Annotated in this window: 21 protein-coding genes; 11 read left to right on the forward strand and 10 right to left on the reverse strand. The window is 72.0% G+C overall.

Translation table 11 applies throughout. The annotated features are described in order from the left end of the window. Positions 1-17 precede the first annotated feature (17 nt). The gene (locus WHN02_RS09565) at positions 18-986 is read left to right on the forward strand and encodes an aldo/keto reductase (protein WP_434743000.1); all 969 of its coding nucleotides are present in this window, start codon (positions 18-20) and stop codon (positions 984-986) included. A gap of 143 nt (positions 987-1129) precedes the next feature. Further along, positions 1130-1651, forward strand: a complete 522-nt coding sequence (locus WHN02_RS09570; protein ID WP_434743001.1) for a hypothetical protein — start codon at positions 1130-1132, stop codon at positions 1649-1651. 66 nt (positions 1652-1717) lie between these two features. On the opposite strand, the gene WHN02_RS09575 is transcribed toward WHN02_RS09570, so the two are convergent. From WHN02_RS09575 to WHN02_RS09585, 3 genes are all read right to left on the reverse strand, one after another. Then, positions 1718-2440: an RICIN domain-containing protein gene (locus WHN02_RS09575; protein WP_434743002.1), complete on the reverse strand. Its 723-nt coding sequence runs from the start codon at positions 2438-2440 to the stop codon at positions 1718-1720. Between the two features lie 65 nt (positions 2441-2505). Next, positions 2506-2790: a DUF427 domain-containing protein gene (locus tag WHN02_RS09580; RefSeq protein ID WP_434743003.1), complete on the reverse strand. Its 285-nt coding sequence runs from the start codon at positions 2788-2790 to the stop codon at positions 2506-2508. 4 nt (positions 2791-2794) lie between these two features. After that, positions 2795-3532: a carbon-nitrogen hydrolase family protein gene (locus WHN02_RS09585; protein WP_434743889.1), complete on the reverse strand. Its 738-nt coding sequence runs from the start codon at positions 3530-3532 to the stop codon at positions 2795-2797. 148 nt (positions 3533-3680) lie between these two features. On the opposite strand from WHN02_RS09585, the gene WHN02_RS09590 reads away from it, so the two are divergent. The 6 genes from WHN02_RS09590 to WHN02_RS09615 all read left to right on the forward strand — a co-directional run bounded on the left by WHN02_RS09590 (position 3681) and on the right by WHN02_RS09615 (position 11114). Then, positions 3681-5078 carry an FAD-binding oxidoreductase gene (locus tag WHN02_RS09590; RefSeq protein ID WP_434743004.1) on the forward strand — a complete coding sequence of 466 codons (1398 nt, stop codon included), beginning with the start codon at positions 3681-3683 and terminating at the stop codon, positions 5076-5078. Beyond that, positions 5075-6418: a class I SAM-dependent methyltransferase gene (locus tag WHN02_RS09595; RefSeq protein WP_434743005.1), complete on the forward strand. Its 1344-nt coding sequence runs from the start codon at positions 5075-5077 to the stop codon at positions 6416-6418. The genes WHN02_RS09590 and WHN02_RS09595 overlap by 4 nt, the downstream gene beginning before the upstream one ends. A 19-nt stretch (positions 6419-6437) precedes the next feature. Beyond that, a complete protein-coding gene (locus WHN02_RS09600; protein WP_434743006.1) occupies positions 6438-6758 on the forward strand; it encodes a hypothetical protein in 321 nt (106 codons plus the stop codon). Positions 6759-7031: 273 nt separating this feature from the next. After that, the gene (locus tag WHN02_RS09605) at positions 7032-8435 is read left to right on the forward strand and encodes an MFS transporter (protein ID WP_434743007.1); all 1404 of its coding nucleotides are present in this window, start codon (positions 7032-7034) and stop codon (positions 8433-8435) included. Between the two features lie 58 nt (positions 8436-8493). Then, a complete protein-coding gene (locus WHN02_RS09610; protein WP_434743008.1) occupies positions 8494-9597 on the forward strand; it encodes a hypothetical protein in 1104 nt (367 codons plus the stop codon). Beyond that, on the forward strand, positions 9594-11114 hold the full coding sequence (locus WHN02_RS09615; RefSeq protein WP_434743009.1) for a hypothetical protein: 1521 nt from the start codon (positions 9594-9596) through the stop codon (positions 11112-11114). Before WHN02_RS09610 ends, WHN02_RS09615 begins: the two co-directional genes overlap by 4 nt. On the opposite strand, the gene WHN02_RS09620 is transcribed toward WHN02_RS09615, so the two are convergent. Then, positions 11047-12648: a gluconokinase gene (locus WHN02_RS09620; RefSeq protein WP_434743010.1), complete on the reverse strand. Its 1602-nt coding sequence runs from the start codon at positions 12646-12648 to the stop codon at positions 11047-11049. The genes WHN02_RS09615 and WHN02_RS09620 overlap by 68 nt on opposite strands. 278 nt (positions 12649-12926) lie before the next feature. Here WHN02_RS09620 and WHN02_RS09625 point away from each other — a divergent pair, with 278 nt between their 5' ends. Next, the gene (locus WHN02_RS09625; protein ID WP_434743011.1) at positions 12927-14063 is read left to right on the forward strand and encodes a hypothetical protein; all 1137 of its coding nucleotides are present in this window, start codon (positions 12927-12929) and stop codon (positions 14061-14063) included. Positions 14064-14073: 10 nt separating this feature from the next. On the opposite strand, the gene WHN02_RS09630 is transcribed toward WHN02_RS09625, so the two are convergent. After that, positions 14074-14538, reverse strand: a complete 465-nt coding sequence (locus WHN02_RS09630; RefSeq protein ID WP_434743012.1) for a MarR family transcriptional regulator — start codon at positions 14536-14538, stop codon at positions 14074-14076. Positions 14539-14617: 79 nt separating this feature from the next. On the opposite strand from WHN02_RS09630, the gene WHN02_RS09635 reads away from it, so the two are divergent. Together WHN02_RS09635 and yidD are read left to right on the forward strand one after the other, a co-directional pair. Further along, positions 14618-15847, forward strand: a complete 1230-nt coding sequence (locus WHN02_RS09635; RefSeq protein ID WP_434743890.1) for a multidrug effflux MFS transporter — start codon at positions 14618-14620, stop codon at positions 15845-15847. A gap of 79 nt (positions 15848-15926) precedes the next feature. Beyond that, the gene (gene yidD, locus WHN02_RS09640; RefSeq protein WP_434743013.1) at positions 15927-16280 is read left to right on the forward strand and encodes a membrane protein insertion efficiency factor YidD; all 354 of its coding nucleotides are present in this window, start codon (positions 15927-15929) and stop codon (positions 16278-16280) included. 20 nt (positions 16281-16300) lie between these two features. Here yidD and WHN02_RS09645 read toward each other — a convergent pair whose 3' ends face one another. The 5 genes from WHN02_RS09645 to WHN02_RS09665 form a co-directional block, all read right to left on the reverse strand. After that, positions 16301-16669 (reverse strand): VOC family protein, encoded by a 369-nt coding sequence (locus WHN02_RS09645; RefSeq protein WP_434743014.1) that lies wholly within the window; start codon positions 16667-16669, stop codon positions 16301-16303. A gap of 104 nt (positions 16670-16773) precedes the next feature. Then, a complete protein-coding gene (locus tag WHN02_RS09650; RefSeq protein WP_434743891.1) occupies positions 16774-17655 on the reverse strand; it encodes a glycine betaine ABC transporter substrate-binding protein in 882 nt (293 codons plus the stop codon). Positions 17656-17743: 88 nt separating this feature from the next. After that, positions 17744-18637 carry an ABC transporter permease gene (locus WHN02_RS09655; protein WP_434743015.1) on the reverse strand — a complete coding sequence of 298 codons (894 nt, stop codon included), beginning with the start codon at positions 18635-18637 and terminating at the stop codon, positions 17744-17746. Next, the gene (locus WHN02_RS09660; protein ID WP_434743016.1) at positions 18634-19956 is read right to left on the reverse strand and encodes a quaternary amine ABC transporter ATP-binding protein; all 1323 of its coding nucleotides are present in this window, start codon (positions 19954-19956) and stop codon (positions 18634-18636) included. Before WHN02_RS09660 ends, WHN02_RS09655 begins: the two co-directional genes overlap by 4 nt. A 538-nt stretch (positions 19957-20494) precedes the next feature. Further along, positions 20495-23584: a DUF3427 domain-containing protein gene (locus tag WHN02_RS09665; RefSeq protein WP_434743017.1), complete on the reverse strand. Its 3090-nt coding sequence runs from the start codon at positions 23582-23584 to the stop codon at positions 20495-20497. Positions 23585-24193 lie beyond the last annotated feature (609 nt).

The following is a 24193-nucleotide window of genomic DNA, read 5'->3' on the forward strand; positions in this document are numbered from 1 at the left end:
GGGGTAGCTTCCCAGGCATGCGGTACGTGCAGCTCGACACTCCCCGGCCCGTCTCCCGGATCGGCCTCGGCACCTGGCAGTTCGGCTCCCGTGAGTGGGGGTACGGCTCCGACTACGAACGTCGCGCCGCGGACATCGTCCGGCGCGCCCTCGACCTGGGGGTCACCCTCTTCGACACCGCCGAGTTGTACGGCTTCGGCCGCAGCGAACGGATCCTCGGCGCCGCCCTCGGCGACGAGCGGGACAGGGTGGTGGTGGCCACCAAGATCCTCCCGGTCTTCCCGGTCGCCCCGGTGGTGCAGCAGCGGGCGGTCGCCTCGGCCACCCGGCTCGGCGTCCGGCACATCGACCTGTACCAGGTGCACCAGGCGAACCCGGTGATCGCCGACACCACCACGATGAACGGGATGCGGACCCTCCAGGACCTCGGGCTGGTCGGCGAGGTGGGGGTCAGCAACTACAGCCTGCGCCGTTGGCGGTTCGCCGAGGCGGCACTCGGCCGGCGGGTGCTCAGCAACCAGGTGCGGTACAGCATGATCGACCGGGGCCCCGAGGAGGACCTGCTCCCGTACGCGCAGCAGGCCGGGCGGATCGTGATGGCGTACAGCCCGTTGGCGCAGGGCTTCCTCTCCGGCCGGTACGACGCGGACAACCCGCCCTCCGGGGCGGTCCGCCGGGCCAACCCGTACTTCCTGCCGGAGAACCTGGAGCGGGGTGCACCGCTGATCGCCGCCCTCCGTGAGGTGGCCGACGCCCACCACGCCACCCCGAGTCAGATCGCCCTGGCCTACCTGCTGCGGCACCCGAACGTGGTGGCCATCCCCGGTGCGTCGAGCGTCGAGCAGGTGGAGCGCAACGTCGCCGCCGCCGACATCGACCTCACCGACACCGAGTACGCCGCCCTGTCCACCGCAGCCCGGGCGTTCCGGCCGGTCACCGGGCTGGCCGCCGTACCGAAGCTGCTCCGGGCCCGGTTCGGACGGTGACCGGCGTCGACGACCGGCCCGGTTCGGACCCTGACCGGGGTCGGCGACCGGGCGGCCGGGCCGGTCCCGGCGGTCTCCCGAACGGGTGAAAGAGGTGGCCGAGCGGCCGGGCGGGAGGTGCCGGTCGGGGTTGACTGGGAGGCATGGAGAGCGGCCCCCTGCGGCAGGTGTACGCGGAGGTGCTCGACGAGATCGACGCCGGCGGGTTCGGGTTGCCGGCCGACGGTGACCTGACCGCCGAGCAGATCGTCGCGCACCTGGCCGCCAACGACGAGTTGATGATCGAGGCGACCGAGGCGGTGCTGGCCGGTTCCACCTTCGCCTACTACGACCTGGAGAGCATCCACCGACCCCAGTTGGACGCGATGGTCTCCGAGTACGGCGGGCTGTCCGGGCTGACCGAGCTGTTCCGGTCCACCAGCGGGAAGCTCTGCGACCTGGTGGAACGGCTCGGTCCGGCCGAACAGACCCCGGTCGAGACCCATCTTCGGGAGGGTTTCGCCCTGGTCGTGGACGAGGTCCTGCCCTGGGAGCGGACCCTCGACCTGCACCAGCGGGTACACCTGCCGGCCCACCTCGAACAGCTGCGGGCGCTGCGGGCGGCACCGGTGCGGCGACCGGTCACCAGGCCGGTGCCGGCCGACGGTCCCGCTCATCCCGGCTGACCGGTCGACCGGCCTCCGCCAGGCGGGTCCGACGTTTCCGCCGGCACCGCACCGTCGACTGTCGCCTCACCCGGTCGCCCACTGCTGTTCGACGCCCCCGGTGCAGGGCAGTTGGACGAGGTCGGTGCCGGGATCGCTGCCGCCGCCCTCGGGCTGGGCGCACTTGCCGGAGGCGACGCTGACCAGCAGGACCGCCGCCTCCCCGGCCGGATGCACCCGCCACTGCTGGTTGCCCTCGCCGTGGCAGCCGAACTGCTGGACCTTCGCCCCGTCGTCGCCGCTGCCGCCCTCGACGTCGAGACACTGGCCGTACGCGGCGTTGGTCAGGGTGACCGCGTCCGGGCCGGCCGGGGCGGCGACCCACTGCTGTTCCGGTGCGCCGGTGCAGTCGGCCAGTTCGGCGCGGGCCTTCTCGTGGCCGCCGTCGGTGCCGACACACCGTCCGGCGGCGACGCTCCGGAAGACCGTCGGGCCGGACACGCCCGCCGGAGTCGGGGTCGGGCTGGGCGTGGGGGAGGGGGTCGGCTCGACAGTGGTCGGGGTCGGGTCGGGGGTGTGCGACTCGGGCGGGGTCGGGGCGGCGGGCGACGTGGCGGCCTGGGCCGAGACCGGCGTCTCGGCGTCCCCACCGAACACGCCGGTGGCGAAGAACGCTCCCACCAGGACACCGGCCAGCCCGGTCGCCAGGGCGAACCGCAGCAGCGGATCACGGGGCAGAACGGGGCGGCGCGCCCGGTGGGTGCCGTAGACGGTACCGACGGCGTCGGGTCGTTCGTCGTGCAGGGGCATGGAGGCATCCTCACCGAGGCCCCGATCCGTCGGTCGACCACCCCCGGCCTGGTCATCGGCGGTGATCAGTCGATGACCGTGACGTCCTTCCAGAACGCCACCCGGTCCCGGACCATCGCCGCGTCCGGCAACGGCTCGGGATAGAACCAGACCGCGTCGGTGCTGCTCACCCCGGCGTGCTCCAGGGTGAGGTACGAGGCGGTGCCCTTCCACGGGCAGTACGTGTGGGTGTCGGAGTCCCGTAGGACGTCCTCCCGGAGCGTCGCTCGGGGGAAGTAGTGGTTGCCCTCGACCACCACCGTGTCGTCGCTCTCCGCGATCACCAGGTCGTTCCAGACGGCTCTCGGCATGCCGTCAGCCTAGGCGTCCCGGCCGCCCGTCGCCATCGACGTCCACCGTCGCGTCGAGCAGGTTCGCCCGGACCACGGCACCGGGCTCCGGTCCGGCCTCGACGACAGGGGTCCCGTCGGCCGCCCAGATCCCGGAGCGCCCGGCGGCCCGGTCGTACCCCTCTCCGGTGCCCCCGGCGAAGCTGGCGGTGACGACCGGGACCCGGTGGTCGGCGGCGACCCGGCGGGCCCGCTCGCCGTGCAGGGCCGCCTCGTCGGCTGTGTGCAGTACCCCGGCGACGTAGGCGTCCATGCCGAGCGCGGCGGTGGCTGCGGCGTGCGCGGCGACGCCGGTGTCCCGACAGACCGCCAGCCCCAGCCGGACGCCGTCGACCACCAGCACCGCCGGTCGCGCTCCGGGAACGAACCGACCGGTCTCGGCGGTCCCCAGGTGCATCTTCCGGTACGCCACCCGGGCGCCTGTCGCGTCGACGGCGAGCACCCCGATCGACGGTCCGCCGGGACCGGGCACCGGGGCGCCGACCAACGCCACCGAGCCGGTGGCGGCGCAGGCGTCCACGATCACGGCCAGCCCCCGGTCGGTGGGGTCCACCACCGGGGCGTCGACGTGGTACCCGGTCAGCGACAGCTCCGGGAAGACGACCAGCCGGGCTTCGGCCGCCCGGACCGCCTCGGCATGGGCCAGCGCGTTCGCCGACACGTCGTACGGGACGCAGTAAGGCTGGGCCACCGCCACCACCAGCGCCGGTGGACCGCCCGCCCCGGTTCCGGGGAGGTGGCGCGTGGAGGAGGACACCAGGTCACGCTATCCGCCCGGGGGTCGGCCGCGACGCGCCCGACCGGGTGGGAAATCGTCCCTGACCCGGCCGGTGTGAGCTTAAAGTGATCGCATGTGTGCGGTACGTGCCGACTGGTCGATGGACCACGACCGCGGTGTGGACCGGCTCCGACGCTCCTACGACTCGGTTCCCCCCGGGCAGACCGTCAGGTTGGCCAAGCGGACCTCCAACCTGTTCCGCCCCCGCGCCACGCCCCTGACGCCGGGGCTCGACGTCACCGGGCTGGGCGGCGTCCTGGCCGTCGACCCGGTGGCCCGCACCGCCGACGTCCAGGGCATGTGCACGTACGAGAACCTGGTCGAGGCCACCCTGTCGTACGGGTTGATGCCGCTGGTGGTGCCGCAACTGCGCACCATCACCCTCGGCGGGGCGGTGACCGGGCTGGGGATCGAGTCCACCTCCTTCCGACACGGCCTGCCGCACGAGTCCGTACGCGAGATGGACGTCCTGACCGGGTCGGGTGAGATCGTCACCGCCCGCCCCGAGGGGGACCACGCCGACCTCTTCGCCGCCTTCCCCAACTCCCTGGGCAGCCTCGGCTACGCCACCCGGCTGCGCATCGACCTCCAGCCGGTCCGCCGGTTCGTGGCCCTGCGCAACGTCCGGTTCACCGGGTTGACGGAGCTGGTCGAGGCGATCGGCGAGATCACCGGTACCCGGTCGTGGGAGGGGGTGGAGGTCGACGCGATCGACGGGGTGATGTTCAGCCCGGGGGAGGCGTACCTCGTCCTGGGGACCTTCACCGACCGGGTCCGGTCGGTGAGCGACTACACCGGCCAGGCGATCTACTATCGGTCGCTGCGCGAGCGGACCCACGACACCCTGCGCACCCACGACTACCTGTGGCGGTGGGACACCGACTGGTTCTGGTGCTCGGCCGCCTTCGGGGTGCAGCATCCGGTGCTGCGTCGCCTCTGGCCGACCCGGTGGCGGCGCAGCGACGTCTACCACCGGTTGGTCAGGCTGGAACACCGGCACCGGGTGTTCGCCCGGCTGGACCGGATACGCGGCCGACAGCAGCGGGAACGGGTGGTCCAGGACGTGGAGGTCCCGCTGGAGAACACGGCGGAGTTCCTCCGCTGGTTCGCCCGCACCGTCGGGATGAGTCCGGTGTGGCTCTGCCCGCTGCGGCTGCGGGAACCGTCGGGGCCGGGGTCCGCCCGCGCCTGGCCGCTGTATCCGCTGCGGCCGGGACGCGGCTACGTGAACGTCGGCTTCTGGGGGAGCGTGCCGATCGCGCCGGGGGCCGCCGACGGTGCCGTCAACAGGGCGGTCGAGGAGGCGGTGGCGCAGGCGGGGGGCCACAAGTCGCTCTACTCCGACGCCTACTACGACCGGGAGTCCTTCGACAGGCTCTACGGCGGCGCGGCCTGGCGCGCCGTCCGGGACCGGTACGACCCGCAGCATCGGCTCACTGGACTGTACGAGAAGGCGGTGGCACGACGATGAGCCTGACCGATCGAGAACCGGGCACGGCGAGCATCCCGCCCGAGCCGTCACCAGTCACCCGTCGCCCCCGGGCGACCGTCGCCGACGTCGTCCGGGCACTCACCGAAGGGGTGCCGCCGATCCGCATCACCGGGTACGACGGCACCGGGGTCGGCCCCGCCGACAGCGGCATCACCCTGACGGTCCGGTCCGAACGGGGACTGTCGTACCTGATCACCGCCCCCGGGGACCTGGGGCTGGCCCGGGCGTACGTCAGCGGTGACCTCGTGCTGGACGGGGTCCACCCGGGGGATCCGTACGAGGCGTTGCGGCTGCTCAAGGACGAACTCCGGGTACGCACCCCGACGGTGACCGAGATGGTGGAGCTGGTCCGTCGACTCGGGTGGGAACGGCTGCTGCCCCCGACGCCGCCTCCGCAGGAGGCGCTGCCCCGGTGGCGGCGGTTGATGGGCGGTCTCCGTCACTCCCGGTCCCGGGACAGCACCGCCATCTCCCACCACTACGACGTCTCCAACGCCTTCTACGAACGGGTGCTCGGCCCGTCGATGACGTACACCTGCGCGGTGTTCCGCTCCGGGCAGGACACCCTGGAGCAGGCCCAGACGGCCAAGTACGACCTGGTCGCGCAGAAGCTCGGGCTGCGGTCGGGGATGCGGCTGCTGGACGTCGGGTGCGGGTGGGGCGGGATGGTCAGGCACGCCGCCCGGGAGTACGGCGTCCGGGCGTTGGGGGTGACCCTGTCGGCGGCCCAGGCGCAGTGGGCGCGGGAGGCCATCGAACGGGAGGGGCTGACCGGGCTCGCCGAGGTACGCCACCTGGACTACCGGGACGCCCCCCGGGAGCGGTTCGACGCGGTCTCGTCGATCGGGTTGACCGAGCACGTCGGGGTGCGTAACTACCCCGGCTACTTCGTGGCGCTGCGCGACCGGCTCCGTCCCGACGGGCGGCTGCTCAACCACTGCATCACCCGGGCCGACAACCGGGCGCCGCACCGGTCGGGCGCCTTCATCGACCGGTACGTCTTCCCGGACGGGGAGCTGGCCGGTCCGGGGCGGCTGATCGGCGAGATCCACGACGTCGGGTTGGAGGTGCAGCACGAGGAGAACCTGCGCCGCCACTACGCGCTGACCCTGGCCGCCTGGGGTCGCAACCTGGTGGCGAACTGGGAGGACTGCGTCGGCGAGGTGGGGGCGGGCACCGCGCGGGTGTGGGGTCTCTACATGGCCGGTTCCCGGTTGGCCTTCGAACGCAACGGCATCCAGTTGCACCAGGTGCTGGCCACCCGGACCGGTCCGGACGGACGGAGCCGCCACCCGCTGCGCCCCGACTGGACCCCCTGACCCGGGTAGGGTCCCGGCCATGACGACGGGATCTTCGGTCGGGTCGGAAGGCGTGCCGGGCGCGGCGGACGGTGACTGGAAGGGTGTGGTCAACCAGATCCTGTACGCGGTGATGTTCACCCCGGACCTCGACGACGAGGCCGCCGCCCGGATGGCCGAGGCGATGCGGCAGCGGCGTCACCTCGGTGCCGGCCCCACCGTGTACGCCGACGCGATCGCCCGGGCCGGGCGGTACGACGGTCCGCTGACCGACGAGATCGACACCCCGCACGGAGAGGACCGGTTCCGGGAGTTCCTCCGTCGACTCGCCGTCGAACTCGACACCCGCCGCGACGAGTAAGCACCGCCCCGGGCGGGTACATGCGGGCGATGACCCGGTTCCTGTGCTGGCTGATCGGCCGGCCGTGTCCGCCCGAGCCGGCACCGGTGCACTCGGTGCCCCGTCCGCCCTGTACCCCGGGCCGACGGTCTCGTCGGCGGACCCGCCGACCCCGGGCCGGCGGCCGGCTTCCGCGTTCCCCCTGGAACCGCTCCCCGGAGCGGTAGCCGCCTTCCCCGGGCGGCCTCGCGACCGTAGGGTGGGCTTGATCCACATAGGTCACGAGGAGTCGTGTTGCGCATCCAACCGGCATTGGTGCTGGTCGTCGTCCTGGTGTCAGCGGCTCTCCTGCCGATGTCGGTGACCGGTGTGTCGGTCGCCCTCCCGGAGATCGGCCCCGACCTCTCCGCCGACCTCGCCTCGGTGCAGTGGGTGGCGACCGCCTACCACACCGCCTTCGCGAGCAGCGTCCTCGCCGCCGGGGCGCTGGCCGACCGACTCGGGGTCCGCCGGTGTTTCGCCGTGGGCCTCGCGATCTGGGGCGGGGCGGGGGTGGCCGGCGGGTTCGCCGACGACATCGTCCAGCTCGACCTGCTGCGGGTCGTCGGCGGGGTGGGAGGCGCCCTCGCCGCCGCCAGCAGCGTCGGGCTCCTCGCCCACTCGTTCCCCGGGCCGGCCCGGACCCGGGTGTTCGGGCTCTTCGGCATCGCCCTGGGGGTGGGGATGTCCTGCGGTCCCTGGCTCGCCGGGCTGCTGGTCGAGGGGTTCGGCTGGCGGTCGGTCTTCGTCGTGCTCGGGGCGCTCGGTCTGGTCCTGCTCGGGGCGACGCCACTGCTGCCCGACGTACGACACCCGAGGAAGGGACGGTTCGACTGGATCGGGACCGGCACCTTCGCCGCCGCCCTGGCGCTGGGGATCTTCGCCTTCGTCCAGGGGCCGGCCTTCGGCTGGACCCACCCACTCGTCGTCGGTGCCTTCGTCGGGTCGCCGGTCCTGTTGGCCCTCTTCGTCACCGTGCAACGGCGGCGACCCGATCCGATGATCGACCTGACCCTGCTGGCCCAGCCCAGGTTCGTGGGCATCCTGACCGCGGCAGCCGCCGTCGCGGTCGTCGTGGTGCCGATGGTGGTCTACCTCCCGTCGTACCTGACCGGGGTGGTCGGGATGGCACCCGGCGCGGCGGGGGCGACGACCTTCCTGATCACCGCCCCGGCCCTGGTCCTGCCGTTGGCCGGGGCGGCGCTCCTGCGGTGGTTCCCCGACCGGGCGGTGATCGTCGCCGCCGTCGTGGCGGTCTGCGTCGGGGCGGCCGGGTCCACCGTGATCGGGCCGGACAGCACCACCCTCGGACTGGCTCTGCCGCTGCTCACCATGGGGGTCGGGATCGGCCTGTCGATGGGGTTGCTCGACCGGCTGGGGGTCGGCAGCGTCGGACCGACCCGCGCGGCCACCGGTTCCGGCCTGGTCACCACCGCCCGGATGGTCTCCGAGACGGTAGGCATCGCGGTGGTCGGCTCGGTCCTGGCCGGCACCACCGGTGGTCGGCTCACCGACCCCGGGTTCACCGGCGGCCTCCGGGCCGTCCTCTGGACGATGGCGGGGGTGACGGTGGTCGCCGCGGTCGTCGTCGCCGTCCTGGTCCGTCACCGGGAACCGTCCCACCCCGCGCCGAAGCCGCCGGTGTCCGCCGGAATCTGACCGTCGTCGCCGCACCGATCCGGGCCGGGTGGGGCAGCGACGGCTATCGTGGCGGATCATGCGGAGCACCGAGCAGCGACTTGCCGAGATCCGGGGTGGCGTCGCACCCCGGCGGCACAACGCCCGTACGATCGCCGCGCTGACCGGCAACCCCGGTTGCACCCGCCGGGCCGTCCTGGACGGCGCCGGGGTGGACAAGACCGTACTGGCCCAGCGGGTGGGTTTCCCCGCCCGGTTCGGGCAGAGCCGGTTCGCCATCACCCGGGGCAACGCCTTCGAGGCGCAGCTCAAGGCCGACGGCGGGACGGTGCTGCTGGGGCTGGTCGCCGACCGGCTGGGGGTGCCCGTCCCGGAGCGGGCCACCTGGACCGACCTGGGCGACGACGCGGACCGCCGGACCGACAGGCACGAACGGTCCGCCGACAGTCTCCTCGCGGCGGCCCGTCCGCAGACCGACGCCGCCGCACTGTTCGACCATCCGCTGCTCGGTCTGGTGGTGGCCGGGCAGCGGGTCCACCTGGAACCCGACCTGGTCGCCGCGCGCCTCGCCGGTCGCTGGCACGTCGTCGAGATCAAGTCGTTCCCGGTGGTCGACGGGCAGGCCGACCCGGGGAAGGTGGCCGCCGCCGCCATCCAGTCCGCCGTCTACGTGCTGGCCCTGCGCGACCTCCTGACCGCCGCCGGGCACGACGCCGAACTGGTCAGCACCGACGTGGTCCTGGTCTGCCCGCGTGACTTCGGCAACCAACCGGTCGCCAGCCTGGTCGACGTCCGCAAGCAGCTGCTGGTGCTGCGCCGGCAGTTGGACCGGATGGACCGCATCGACACGGTGCTGGCCGGGGTGCCGGTGGACTTCACCGCCGACCCGGAGGCCGACCCGGCGGTGGTCACCGCCGCCCTGCGCCGGGTCGACGCCCGGTACGCCCCGGAGTGCCTGGCCAGCTGCGAGCTGGCGTACTTCTGTCGGGACGAGACCCGGGGACAGACCGGTGCGCTCGGCCGTCCGGTCCGGGAGGCGCTCGGCGGGGTGGCCACCGTCGGGGAGGTCCTCGCCCTGGCCGCCGGGGAGCAGACCGGGGGACCGGAGCAGGCCGAGGCCGCCGCGCTGCTGCGGTCCGCCGCCCGGTTGCGCGCCGACGCCCTCGCCGCAGGCCCCGCATGAGTACGCTGCGGGCGCTCGCCCGAGCGCAGGCCCTCGCCGCCGGACGGGCCCAGCCGGTGGCGACCGTACGGCACCTGCACCTGGCGGAGCGTCCCCTGGTGGTGGTGCCGTTGACGATGGCCGGGGAGGCGAACGCCCCGCTCGCCGCCCTGGTCGGTGCCGCACCCGACGAGGCGCGGCTGTTGACGGTCGCCCAGCCCCGTAACCGGGACCAGCGCCTACGGTTCGCGTCCGAGCTGGCCGAGATCGTGCTGCCCTTCCTCGACGAGCACCGGGGCGCGACCGAGGCCGTCCCCGTCGACCGGGGTCGCGACGTCCGGCACCGGTACGTCGACGCCCCGCAGGTGGTGGTCCCCAACCCGGCGGGGGTGACGTTCCTGCGGCTGCTGGGCCGGGCGATCCGGTTCCGGCGGGTCGACGGCGACCATCCGGTGCCCCCGTCGGTGCCGCTGCTCGGGCAGTGGCTGACGTTCTTCGCCGAGCGCGCCGAGCATCCCGGTTCCGCCACCACGGTGGCGTTGACCGAGGCGCTGAGTCTGCACTGGGCCACCGGACAGTCGGTGGTGGAGGACCTGCACCTGCCCGCCCTGCTCGGCTGGATCGACCCGCCGCCCGGTCAGGACGGACCCACTGCGTCGGCCCTCGCCGAGGACCCGGACCGGTGGCCCCCGGCGGGACCGACCACCGACCCGGAGTTCGACAACAAGGTCCTCGCCCCGGCGATGGCCGCGTACGACGCCACCGAGGGCGACCCCCGGGCTCGCGAGGCGGCGTACGCCCACCTCACCGGGCTGCTCCGCGGTCAGCTCGCGCCGACCTGGGACCTGGTGTGGCGGGGGCTGTCGCTGCTGCGCACCCTGCCCGCCGGGGCGCGGGTGGCAGGCCGGTTCACCGGGGACCGGGACTCCTTCACCGGCTACTGCGAGCACGTCGACGCCGGGGGTGGGCCGCAGCCCAGCCGGGACGGTGCTGTCGCCGCCGCCGCTCGCCTGCACCGCCTGGAACGGGCCCTGACGTCGTACGCCGTCCAGCGCGCCTACGACGACCCGCTGGTGATGGCCGAGTACCGGCTGACCGGGGAGGCGTTCGTCGGGGAGGTGACCCTCGCCGACCCGCACCGGATCGACGACACCGGCAAGCGCCCGGTGCTGCGCCCCCGGATCCAGGTGGTCACCGAGGAGTCGGTGGCGGTGCCGGTGGGGGCAGTCCTGTACTCCCCGACCCGCCCGGGGCAGAAGGCCCGGGTGGTCTACCTGACCCGGACCGACTCCGGGACCGAGGTGGTCCTGGAACTCTCCGGTGGGATGGGACGGGGCCGGACGGCCGCCCCGGGGACCGTGCCCGAGGTGGGGGAGCGGCTCTGCTACACCACCCTGACCGACACCTTCCTGCCCGCTGCGGCGTTCCCCGCACCGGAGGAGACCCCGTGGACCCACGGTGGTCCGCCTGTCACATCGGCGGCTCCGACGGCTGGGGTTCCGGTGGAAGATCCGGGGCGAGTCGGCGCAACGCGGTGAAGGTGGGCAGCAGCGCGTCGTACAGCTCCTCGTGCAGGGGGAGCAGGGACGCGTAGGTGGCTGCGGCGGCCGGGACCGGGTGGACCGTCTCGGCGATCTCGACCAGGTCGGCGGCCACGTCGATCGACTCGATCAGCTTCAGGGCCTGCATGCCGAGCAGGGCCGCGCCGAAACCGGAGCCCTCGTGTCCGGCCGGGAACCGGACCGGCATCCCGAGTACGTCGGCGAGCATCTGCCGCCACAGGGGGCTGCGGGCGAACCCGCCACTGGCCCGTACCTCACGGATCTCGTTGCCGGCGGCCTGGACCGAACGCAGCACCAGGGCGAGCTGCTGGCACACCCCCTCCAGGGCGGCTCGGACCAGATGCTCCCGCCGGTGGCCGTGGGTGAGTCCGACGTACGCCCCGCGCGGCAGCGAACTCCAGTGCGGGGCCCGCTCGCTGAGCAGGTACGGCAGCATGATCAGCCCGCCGGATCCGACCGGGGCGCGGGCGGCCAGCGCGAGCAGTTCCTCCTCGGTGGGGCGGCCGTCGGGGTCCCCGGCGGCGACGCCGTTCAGCTCGGGGGCGAGGGCGTCCCCGGCCCACCCGAGGACGATCCCGCCGTTGTTGACAGCGCCCCCGACGACCCACCGGTCCTCGGTCAGGGCGTAGCAGAACACCCCGCCGAGCGGGTCGACGGCGGGCCGTTCGACCATCACCCGGAGCGCCCCGCTGGTGCCGATGGAGCAGGCGAGGACGCCGGGCCGGACCGCCCCGAGGCCCAGGTTGGCCAGGGGGCCGTCCCCGGCTCCGACCACCACGGGGGTGTCGACGGGCAGGCCGGTGGCCCGGGCCGCCTCGGGGGTGAGGCCGGGCAGCACCGTGGTGGTGGGGACCAGGCGGGGCAGGTGTCCCCCGGTGATCCCGGCGATGTCCAGGGCCTGGGAGTCCCAGGCCAGGCGGTGGATGTCGAGCAGACCGGTCCCGGAGGCCAACGAGTGGTCGGTGACCAGTTCACCGCAGAGGCGGAGCAGGATCAGGTCCTTGATGCCCACCCAGTGGGCGACCCGGGCGTGCAGGTCCGGCTTCTGTTCGGCGTACCAGACCAGTTTGGGCAGTGGTGCCATCGGGTGGAGCGGGGTCCCGGTCCGCTGGTGCAGGGCCAGCCCGGTTACCGCGGCCCGCAGCCGTTCGGCCTGCCGTCCGGCCCGGGAGTCGGCCCAGGTGACCACCGGAGTGAGCGGCTCGCCGTCGGCGTCGAGCCCGATCAGGCTGTGCAGCGCCGAGCTGAACGACAGGCCGGCGACGGGGCGGTCCAACCCGGACACCACGGTACGGACGGTCTCCAGCACTGCGGCGTGGATCAGGTCGGGATCCTGTTCGGCCCGACCGGGGAACGGGGCGTCGAGCGGGTATCCCACCGAGTGTGTGCCGAGGGGGCGTCCCCGGGTGTCGTAGGCGACGGCCTTGGTGCTGGTGGTGCCGATGTCGACGCCGACCACCACCGGCCGGTGGTGGTCGGTCCCCAGCTGCCGGGCGTTTCCGGGGTCCACCACGTGCTCCCACTCTCGACGTCGGTGCCGGGGCGTCGGTCAGCACCCGTCGTGCGGTGACGTTACCGATTCGTCGCCGCCTGCACCATGTGGGCAGGTCGGGCGGGTTGCCGGTGTCGCGGCCCCAGTCTCCGGGATGCTCCGGTGTCGCGGACCATCCACCGAAGAGTCAGGTTTGCCACCCATTCATGCAATTGAAGGGTGGATGCCCGGTAGCTCCGGGCGAGTCGCCTCGTTGATCAGGCTGACACCCCGGGTTGCGCGGCTAAGGAGTCGGCGTGGCGATGTCTGATTCGACGGGTACCTGGCGTTATCAGTGGGCGTACCGGCAGAACGAGCGGCTGCGTCGGGCGTACCGGGCAGCCGAGCAGGAGTGGCGGCGGCGCGACGAGGAGCTGCGCCGGATGCGGGTCGCGGCGGCCGGGTTCGGTGCCGGGGTCCCCGGCCGGGCCGGTCTCCCCCTGGCGGTGGCGAGTGACGAGATCGTGCACTGGGCCGGACCCGCAGCGCGGCTGGTCGAGATGCGGCACACCGTCGTCCTCCCCGCCCCCGAGTTGACGGTTCCGGTCGCCGGGGCCGCGCTGCGTCCATGCCGCCGGGAGGGGACCCGGGTGCTCGACACCGGGCTCGCCGTGATCACCAGCCGCCGACTGGTGCTGCTCGGCGGCCGGGGGCGGCGCGACTGGGCGTACGGGCGGATGACCGGACTCGCCCACGACCCGGTCGCCTCGGTCACCCTCCTCCAGGTGCTCGACCGGCGACGCGCCTCCGGGCTGCTCCTGCCGTTGGCCACCGCCGCCGGGTTCCGGTTCACCCTCACCCTGGCCTTCGCCGAGGCGATCGAGCAGCGACCGACGGTCCTCGCCCAGCTCGACGAGCTGATCGCCGAGCACGCCCAGGTGCGGCCGTTCCGGCCGGAGATCGCCACCCCCGCCCAGGCCCGGTTCACGGCCAGGGTCCCGGGTGGGCGACGTACCGTCGCGGTGGCCGCCGCCGGGGCGATGCTGGTCCCCGCCGTCCTGATCGGCTCCGACCCGCCGGGGACCGGCGGTGACCAGGTGGCTGTCGCGGCCACCCCGGAGGCCGAGGTGGCCGCCGTCGCCGCGCCGGAGCGGGCGGCGACGTCCGTGCGACCCCGCTCGCCCAAGCCCCGCCGGATCACCGGGTCGAGCCCGTCGCCGCGGGACCGCTTCTGCGGCGCACCCCGCAACCCCTTCGGGTACGACTACTGCGGCCAGGGGGAACGGATCGAGGAACCCGACGAGCTGCTCTGCTCGTGGTTCACCTGCGGTCAGGACTTCTGGGAGGGGAAGGGCTACCTGGTGCAGTGCCGCGACGGCGCTGTCACCCTCGACGGTGGTCGGCCCGACGCCTGCGCCCACCACCAGGGGGTCCGCCGCACCGTCCGGCTCTGAGGTCGACGGGTCAGGCCGGTGGACCGGGGCGGTGCGCCAGCACCAGGTCGGCCAGGCGGCGCAGGGCCGGGGCGGCGGCGAGGAGTTCCCGCCGGTCCGGCTCGGCCAGCCCCGCCAGCCCGGCCGCGAGCAGGTCACCGCGGTGCCGTCGGTACGCCGCCATCCGCCCGACGGCCTGGTCGGTGAGGGTCAGCCGGGCGAGCCGACGGTCGGCCGGGTCCCGGTCCCGGCGCAGGAGTCCGGCCGAGGTCAACTCCCCGATCAGGGTGCTGACGGTGTTCGGGGCGATCCCCAACCCCTCGGCCACCTCCTTCACCCCGATCCCGGGCCGCCGCTGGACCAGGCGGAGCACCTCCACCTGGGCGTCCGGGAGGGCGGTGTTGCCGGAGCGCTGGGTGGCGGCCCGACGCAGCACCCGTTGCAGGTCGCCGAGGGCGCTGCCGAGCTGTTCCACAGTCTCGTCGTCAGTCGTCACGTCACTCATCTCACATCGCAACAACTCTGACTACAGAGCTATCGTGTCCGGGACCAGCACCGTACCCGGAGGGACCAGCATGTCCACCATCGCGCCAGCCGCCCCCCGGGTCACCCCACCCACCGGTCGGTCCGGCGCCGGCCTCGTCGTCCTGCTCGGCCTGATGACCGCCGTCGGCCCCCTCTCCCTGGACATGTACCTCCCGGCCTTCCCGGAGATGACCCGCGACCTCGAAGCCGGGGCCGCGCAGATCCAGATCTCCCTGACCACCTGCATGGTCGGGATGGCCGTCGGTCAACTCGTCACCGGACCCCTCAGCGACCGGTGGGGCCGACGCACCCCCGCCCTCGTCGGCCTCGCCGGGTACGCCCTGCTCTCCCTGGTCTGCGCCTTCGCCCCCTCCGCCGGCGCACTCGCCGCCCTCCGGTTCGGGCAGGGCTTCGCCGGCGGGATCGGTGTCGTCGTCGCCCGGGCCGTCGTCCGCGACCTCTACAGCGGGCGGGACGCCGCCAAGTACTTCTCCCGGCTCATCCTGGTCTTCGGGATCGCCCCGGTGGCCGCCCCCGCCATCGGCAGCCTGGTGCTGAAGGTCGGCTCCTGGCGTACCGTCTTCGTCACCCTCGCCGTGATCGGCGCGCTGCTCACCCTGGCCGTCGCCCGGTGGCTGCCGGAGACCCTCCCCGCCACCCGGCGCAGCACCGGCGGCCTGACCGCCCTCGGCCGCACCGTCGGGTCCCTGCTCACCGACCGGGTCTACATCGGGTACGCCCTCACCCAGGGACTCGCCTTCGCCAGCCTCTTCGCCTACATCTCCGGGTCGTCCTTCGTCGTGCAGGACGTCTTCGGCCTGTCGACGACCGTCTTCGCGGTCATCTTCGGCGTCAACGCCCTCGGACTGGTCGCGATGGGACAGGCCAACGTCCGACTCCTCGACCGGTTCAGCCCGCGTACCCTGCTCGTCGGCACCCTCGTGGTCAGCGGCGTCGCCGCCCTGACCACCCTCACCGGGGTGCTCACCGGCCTCGTCGCCCTGGTCCTGGTGGCGCTCTTCTTCTTCGTCAGCTCGCTGGGGATGGTGATGCCCAACGGGACCGCCCTGGCCCTGGACCGGCACGCCGCCCACGCCGGGACCGCCGCCGCCCTGCTCGGCGCGATCCAGTCGGTGATCGGGGCGGTCGCCGCACCCCTGGTCGGGCTCGGTGGGGAGGGCACCGCCCTACCGATGGCGGTGGTCATGTGCGTCGCCGCCGGACTCTCCCTCACGGTCGTCCTGACCCTGGCCCGTTCCCGCCGCCCGGCCGCCGGGTGACAGACGCGCGGGGTCGCCACCCGGCCGAAGCGCGGAGTCGCCGGGTGACCGACTTGCGGGGTCGGCGCACCATGGCACCGTGATCAACCGCGCAGGCACCCGACGCAGCAGGAAACGGGACGGCTGTAGCACCTGGAGCTGCGAGGGGTGTGACTGCGGACCCTTCGCACTCCTGCTGACCCTCGGTGCTGCCGCCGCCCGGATCGTCCCGGCACCGATGGCCGACCAGGCGGGTCGGGCGGCCATCCTCGCCTACCGACGCCGGCTCTCGCACCGCTGGCCCGGCCGGTGCCGCTACACCCCCACGTGCAGCGGGTACGGCCTCGTCGCAGTGCAACGGTACGGTCTGGCAGTGGGTGGTCGGATGGCCGCCGACAGGTTGCGGCGCTGCACGCCCGACGTGCCCGCCGGCACCCGCGACCCGCTCCGCTGACCGCCCCGCCTGGCGGCGGCCTAGTCCTCGTGGTGGCAGACCGCCTCCACGTTGTGGCCGTCCGGGTCCCTGACGAAGGCCCCGAAGTAGGTGGGGTGGTATTCCGGCCAGAACCGTGGGGCGTGCAGCACCTCGGCACCGGCCGCCACCGCCGCGTCGTGGAACGCCTGGACGGCGGCCCGGGTCGACGCGGAGAACGCGACGTGCAACTCCGGGATCGGGTCGGACGAGGTCGCCGGGCTGATCCAGAAGTCGGGCTTGTGGACGCCGTAACCGAGGACGTCGCCGTACTCGAGCATCCGTCGGGCTCCGAGCGGAGCGAGGACGGTGTCGTAGAAGGCCCGGCTGGTCGGGACGTCCCGGACCGGGATGCCGAGATGATCGATCATGTCGCTACCCCCGTGGATGTCGGTGTCGACCCAAACTAGACCGGGGGTACGACGGAGAGGGGCACCACCGGGATCGGTGGTGCCCCTCTCCGTGACCCAGGGCTCTAGGAGAGCGTCTGCAGGTAGTCCGGGTTGGCCTTCAGCCACTCCTCGACGGCCTTCTCCTCGTCACCCTTGTGGGTGTTGAACATCAGGTCTTCCAGGGTGGCGAGCTGGTCGCTGTCCAGCTTGAACTTGTTGAGCATCGCGGTGACCTCGGGGAAGTCGTCGCCGAAGCCGAGCCGGCCCAGGTTGTGGATCTGCTCGGCCTGACCCAGGGTGCCCTTCGGGTCGGTGAGGTCCTTCAGGTCGTACTTCGCGTACGCCCAGTGCGGGTGCCACAGGGTCACCACGATCGGCCGCTCGGCCTTGATCGCCCCGTCCAGCGCCGCCAGCATGGCGGGGGTGGAGGACGTCTTCAGCCGCATCTTGCCGTCGAGGCCGTACTGCGGGATGACCTCCTCCTGGGTGGCCTTGGTCAGCCCGGCGCCCGGCTCGATCCCGACGATCTCCCCGTTGAAGGTGCCCGCCTTGTCGGCCAGGTCCTCCAGCGAGTTGACGTCCTGCACGTAGGAGGGCACCGCGATGCTGAGGCTCGCGCCGTCGTACCAGCTGCCGAGCTTCTCCAGCTTGTCGCCGTACCGCTCCATGTAGGAGGCGTGGGTCAGCGGCTGCCAGCTGTCCAGGAACAGGTCGATGTCACCGTTGGCGAGACCCCCGTAGACCAGACCGGCCTCCAGGTTCTTCAGCTCGACCTCGTAGCCCTTCTCGGTCAGGATGTTCTGCCACAGGTACGACACGGCGATCGCCTCGTCCCAGGCCATGTACCCGATGGTGATCTTCTTGTTGGCGTCGTCGCCGGAGCCACCGGCCTCCGAGTCGCTGCCGCAGGCGGCGGCACCCAGCGCCAGGGTGGCGGCCATCGCCACGGCGAGGACTCGCTTCATGTTTCTGAACACAGTTGTCCTTCCTCTGTATCGGTGTGCCGGCGCAGCCGCGTACGCGGAAGAAGGGACGCCGGCGGGAGGGCGACGGTCAGTGGGCCTCCCGCGCGAGGCGTTGCGCCCGCGCGGAGGGGAACCTGTCGCCCGCGGAGTCGGTGAGTCGGTCGAGCACCACCGCGAGGGTCACCACGGCGATTCCACCCTCGAAGCCGCTGCCCACCTGGATCTGGGACAGGGCGAACATGATCACGTCGCCGAGGCCGCCGGCGCCGACCATGCCGGCGATCACCACCATCGACAGCGCCAGCATGATGACCTGGTTGACCCCGGTCATGATGGTGGGCAGCGCCAGCGGCAGCTTGGTCCGCAGGAGCACCATCCACGGGGGCGCACCGAACGACTCGGCGGCCTGGACGATCTCCTTGTCGACCTGGCGCAGTCCCAGCTCGGTCAGGCGTACGCCGGGGGGCATGCTGAACACCAGGGTGGCCAGCACCCCCGGCACCGTCCCGATGCCGAAGAAGAAGATCGCCGGGATGAGGTACACGAAGGCCGGCATGGTCTGCATCAGGTCCAGTACCGGCCGGGCCACGGCGGCGGCGCGTCGGTTCTCGGCGATGAAGATGCCGAGGGGGACCGCCAGCATCAGCGCGAGGGTGCTTGCCACGAGCACCTGTGCGAGGGTGCTCATGGTCTCGGCCCAGTACGGCATGCCGGCCACCAGGCCGAGGGCGACAGTGGTGCCGAGGGCGAACTTCCACCCCCGCAGCCACAGGCCGAGACCGGCGAACACCGCGATGATCACCACCGCGGGTACGCCGGTGAGCAGGTCGTTGAGGGGTCGTACCAGGGCTTCGACCACTGTGGCCACCGTGTCGAACAGCGTGCCCAGGTTGCCCGTGGCCCAGTCGACTGCGGATTCGGTCCAGGTGCCGAGCGGGATCCGGGGCAGCCAGCTGTCCAGCGGTGACTGGTTCACACTCACTGGTGCTCTCCCTTGGTGGTCCCCACGAGTTGCACGTCGTCCTGGGGCAGGTCGGTCGCGGATCCGTCGGTGTCGGTCGCGTCGGGGGTGGGCTCGGTCGCGGCGGTGGGCTCGTCGAGCACGTCGGTCGGCTCGGGTGTGGCGGCGGCCAGAGCGGTCAGGAGGGTGATCCGGGGGATCACGCCGGCCAGCCGACCACGGTCGTCGAGGACGGCCACCGGGTGCTGGCTCGCCGCCGAGTCGCCGAAGAGGTCGGCCAGGGAGGTGTCCGCGTCGACGCTTCGGACCCGCTCCGTCGACACGTACCCTTCGAGGTTCGAGCGACCCTCGCGGAGCGCCGCCGAGACCTCGTCCTCGGTGACGGTGCCGAGGAACTTCTTCTGCGGGCCGGTCACGTACACCACCGAGGTCTGGTTCTCCCGCAGCGCCTTGGTGGCGACCCGGGGGCCGGCGCTGATGTCCAGGACGCTCTGCGCCTTCTCCATGACCGAGGAGGCGGTGAGGATCCGGGTCCGGTCGACGTCGGCGACGAACTGTGCCACGTACCCGTTCGCCGGGTCGGTGAGGATCTCCTCCGCCGTGCCGATCTGGACGATCCGGCCGTCCCGCATCACTGCGATCCGGTGACCGAGCCGCATGGCCTCGTTGAGATCGTGGGTGATGAAGATGATCGTCTTGCCCAGCTCGGCCTGCAGCTCCAGGAGCTGGTCCTGGATCTCCCGCCGGATCAGCGGGTCCAACGCGGAGAACGCCTCGTCCATCAGCAGGATGTCGGTGTCGGCCGCGAGCGCGCGGGCCAGCCCGACCCGCTGCCGCATGCCGCCGGAGAGGTTGTGCGGCAGTTTGTCCGCCCACTCCTCCAGGCCCACCATGCGAAGTGCCTGCATAGCCCGCTCGCGCCGTTGGGCCTTCGGCAGCCGGGCGACCTCAAGTGCGTACCCGGCGTTCTCAAGCACGGTGCGGTGCGGCATGAGCGCGAAGTGCTGGAACACCATGCTGATCTTGTCCCGACGCAGCTTGCGCAGCGCTGCCGGCTTGAGTGTGGTCAGCTCGACCCCGTCGACCTCGACGCTGCCCTGGGTGGGGCGCACCAGACCGTTGAGCATCCGGATCAGGGTCGACTTTCCGGAGCCGGACAGGCCCATGACGACGAAGATCTCGCCGGGTCGAACCTCGAACGTCGCGTCGATCACGGCGGCGGTGGCCGAGAGTCCGGCCAGAGCCTCGGCGCGGGGCCGCCCGTCGGCCAGGCGCTCGACCGCCTCGTCGGCCCGGCTACCGAACACCTTGTAGAGCGACTTCACTGCGAGCGCAGACACGGTCCTCTCTCCGACGGAGGCCGGTGGCGGATCACGCCAGGGCACCCATCTTCACGTCTCGTCCATGCGGTATCGACATCGGTTTATTCAGTGATTCATCTGGGCCGGTTGGTGAAGCTACCGACGCTATCGCGGTAAATCCAGTCGGTCCAGGGTCAAACGTGGTGCTCGACACAGAATCGATGGCGCATCGGTATCGATTCGGGACGTACGCTCCAGGACTGACGGGTTGTCGAACACCCTCTGTGAACAGGTACTTTCCTGTCCGCCTGCGCGGATCGTGTCGCTTCCGACGCGGCCCGGCGAGCATTGCCGGACCGTCGCCACTGTCGTCGACGGAAGGTGATGATCTCTATAGGGAATCGTCATGCATCCGTCATATTTCCACTGTCACTTCCGTTCCCGATGTCCTCGGTATCGCGTTTCGGCCGCAGAAACCCGGCTGCGGAGATGCGGCACGAAATTGCCAGGACATCGCGGAGTGACGATATGGGCGTGGTGTCCCCCCGCTCCGGTAGGCGCCGGTTCCACCCCGCAGCTACGCCGCGACGGTACGGGCGGCGGCGTACAGGTCGGCGGGGAGCGGGTGAGCCAGTTCCCAGACGATCCGCATCGGCCGGTCCCCGGTGTGCGACAGGTACGTCATCGGCCCCGCGTACAGGTAGGGCGGCGCGCCCAGGTCCCGGTCCGGCACCCGGGACTCCCGGACGAACAGGTGCACGGTCGACCCCCGGTCGACGTGGTGGACGTACCGCTGCCCGGTCGCCGACCCGGTCGACGTGGTGCTCTGCGACTCCCACTGGAACAGCGTCTCGGTGATCGCCCGGTCGGCGTACATGGTGGTGGGGGAGTAGTGGTGTTCCGCCTTGACCAGGGTGACGAAGAACAGGTCGGCCCGGGCGTCGGGAAGCCACTTCACCCCCTCCCGCAGGGACCCCGGGTTCGACATCCCGAACGCCGCACACGCCTCGTTCCGGCTGTACCGGGCGTGCACCCGCAGCGGCCCCAGGGGCGTGGTGACCCGGTGGATCCGGTCCCGGAGGACCTCGGCGACCTGGCGCAGCTCCACGCATCGGGCCGGTTCCGCCCAGAGCCGGGCCACCCGCTCGTCCCGCGAGGTCAGCGGTGTGTTCGGCCCCCACAGGTCGAAGTGCAGGAGGTCCCAGAGCCGACCGGCACCCGGCGTGTTCCCGGCGGCGACCTTGCTCGGCTGCTCCCCGGCGGCGACCCGGGCCAGCAGGTCGAGGCGGTCGACGTCGTCGAGGTGGAGCATCCGCCCGATGGCCCGACCGAGTGCGACGTCGTCCGGCCCGGCGGGCGGCACCGCCAACCCGGCGGCCCGGCGCAGCCCGGTCCACCCGCCCAGCGCCGCCGACCGGTACACGTCCTCCACCTCAAGACCGGTCTCGGTGAGGAACTCCCCGAGGGTGACGTCCCCGAGCTGTCGCACCTCCGCGACCAGCCCGGCGCGGGAGGTGGGCATCGCCGACTTCAGGTTGGCGAGGACCACCTCCTTTGCCACCCGGTCGAGCTGGATGTGACACCCGCTCGGCAGCGACGGGAAGTCCTGCTCGACGGCGTCCCGGACGGCCCGACGACTCACCCCGGTCAGCGCCCGCCACCGCCTGTCGAACCGGAAGTTCGCGTGCTGGCCGCCGATGAAGTCGAGCACCGTCAGGCAGGGCTTGTCGTCGTCGAGGCGCAGCCCCCGGCCGAGCTGCTGAAGGAAGATCGTGGCGCTCTCGGTGGGCCGCAGCATCAGGATCGTGTCCACCATCGGGAGGTCGACACCCTCGTTGAACAGGTCGACGGTGAAGAGGACCCGGAGCTTCCCGGCCTTGAAGTCCCGCAGCAGCCCGTGTTGCGCGGCCCGGTCCACACCGGAGGTCACCGCCGCCGACGGTACGCCTCGCTGGGTGAACCAGTCCGCCATGAACTCGGCGTGTCCGATGCTCACGCAGAACCCGAGCGCCCGCATCCGCCCCGGGTCGACGGTGTCCCGTACCGCCCGCAGGATGATCCCGGCACGCGCGTGGTCGGCGGTGTAGAGGTTCTCCAGCTCCGTCCGGTCGTACCCCTGACCGCGTTTCCACCGCAGGTGGGACAGGTCGGTGTCGTCGTGCAACCCGAAGTACTGGAACGGGGCCAGGAGCTGCCGTTCCAGGGCGTCCCACAGGTGTAGCTCCACCGCCGTCCGACCGTCGAACCACCGCCGGACGTCCCCGCCGTCCGACCGGTCCGGGGTCGCTGTCAACCCCAGGAGTACGCGCGGCGTCAGCCGCTCCAACAACCTGGCGTACGTCGGGGCCTCCGCGTGGTGGAACTCGTCCACGATCACCATGTCGTACGCCCCGGGGTCGATCTCCCGCCGGTGCAGCGACTGGATCGAGGCGAACAGGTGCCGGGCCTCCTGCGGCCGTGCGCCGCCGACCAGCAGCTCCCCGAAGCTCCCGTCGGCCATCACCTGCCGGAACGTCGACCGGCTCTGCCGCAGGATCTGCTCCTGGTGCGCCACGAAGAGCACCGAGTCGACCGTCCCGGCCCGGTGCAGCCGCCGGTAGTCCAGTGCCGCCACGATCGTCTTGCCGGTTCCGGTGGCCATCACCACCAGGTTCCGGTGGCGTCCGTGGACCTGCCGCTCCGCGTCCAGGTCGGCCAGGATCTCCGCCTGGTACGGGTACGGCCGGACATCCAGGTTGGCGATCTCGGTCGGCGCCTCGTCTGCCCGCTCCCCACGCAGCGCGACCCGGAGCCGCTCCGCGTCGGTGGTGGCGTCGTACTCCTCGAAGGCCGGATCGTGCCAGTAGTCCTCGAAGGTGGCGGTGAACGTGTCGATGACGTGCGGCTGCTCGACGTTCGAGATCCGGACGTTCCACTCCAACCCGTCGAGCAACGCCGCCCGGGACAGATTGCTCGACCCGACGTACGCGGTGGTCAGACCGTTGCCCCGCCGGAACAGCCAGGCCTTCGCGTGTAGGCGGGTGGTCCTGGTCTCGTACGACACCTTGATCTCGGCCCCGAGTGCGGCGAGCCGGTCCAGCGCCCGCTGGTCGGTCGCCCCCAGGTAGGTGGTGGTGATGACCCGCAGCCGACCACCCCGGGCGAGTAGCTCCCTCAGCGCCGGCTCGACGGTGCGTACGCCGGCCCACTTGATGAACGCGCAGAGCAGGTCGACGCTGTCGGCCGAGGCCAGCTCGTGGTTGATCTCGTGCCCGATCCGAGGCTGATGCCGACCGTTGACCAGGAGCGCGCCGGTCGACAGCGGAGTGCTCGGGCGAGCTGGGAAGGTCGGCGCGGCTGGCGGCACCGGTGGGGCGGCGATGGCGTGCAACAGGTTCCGGGCATCGGTGACCTGGTCGTCGGCGTCGACGGCGGCCGGTTCGAGGTCGGCGATCCGCTCGGCGATCCGGTTGGCCACCGCCACCTGCCGGGCCACCCGGTCGTCCCCACCGGGTACGGCTTTCAGGGCGCGACGGGCCAGGTCGGCGAGGTGCCGGGCGAGGATTTCGGGCGCGTCGGCCGGATCGAGCCGGTCGAGCCGCACCAGAGCGGGATCGACGCGCTCTAGCTGTTCGGCGAGCTGACCGGTGATCAGATGCTCATGAATGCCCTGCCCAAGATCCGCCACCGAAGGAGGCTACCCAGCGAACCACTGCTCGCGTAAGTCCGAAAATTCACAGGCCCACGGTCGTCGAGATTGACGTGTGTTCGTTCGTGACCCTGCCCATCGATCTGGGAGGCCGGGTCCTGTTCCTGAGATGATTTCAGCTAGTTAGGTGGCAGATTGCCTGCTGTCGATAAGTTGGAATCTTTTACACGCTCCTCGGTCCACCGATATTTCCCTGAAATGTAATCGTCGGTTCGAGCTGAGTCGACGTTTGCTTCGATTCTTCTTACCAGAGACTAGTCGACGAGACCGTGCTGAGCCGAGTCCTTTTAAGGCTTGTGAGAGCCGGGAATCTCTATGGTTCTTACGGCGCGCCACCTGTGCGCGGTTCGGTTTTGCGACCTATGACCCTTTCGTCCGAACTTCACCCCCATTCTTGCTGCGGGCAGCTTGCTCGTGTCGGATTGTTGACACCCGAACAGGTTTCGATGTGTATCGATGCGCGAAGGGGACGTGACCTCGTAGGTAAGGCCTGGCCAGCGAAGCATCAACCACCAACTTTCACCTAATAGATCCGTCAACGCCTGATGTTGGCTCCCGCGAGGTGATGCATGCGAGTAGCCTCCAAGG

This window comes from Micromonospora sp. SH-82 (assembly GCF_051132485.1).
Lineage (GTDB): Bacteria > Actinomycetota > Actinomycetes > Mycobacteriales > Micromonosporaceae > Micromonospora.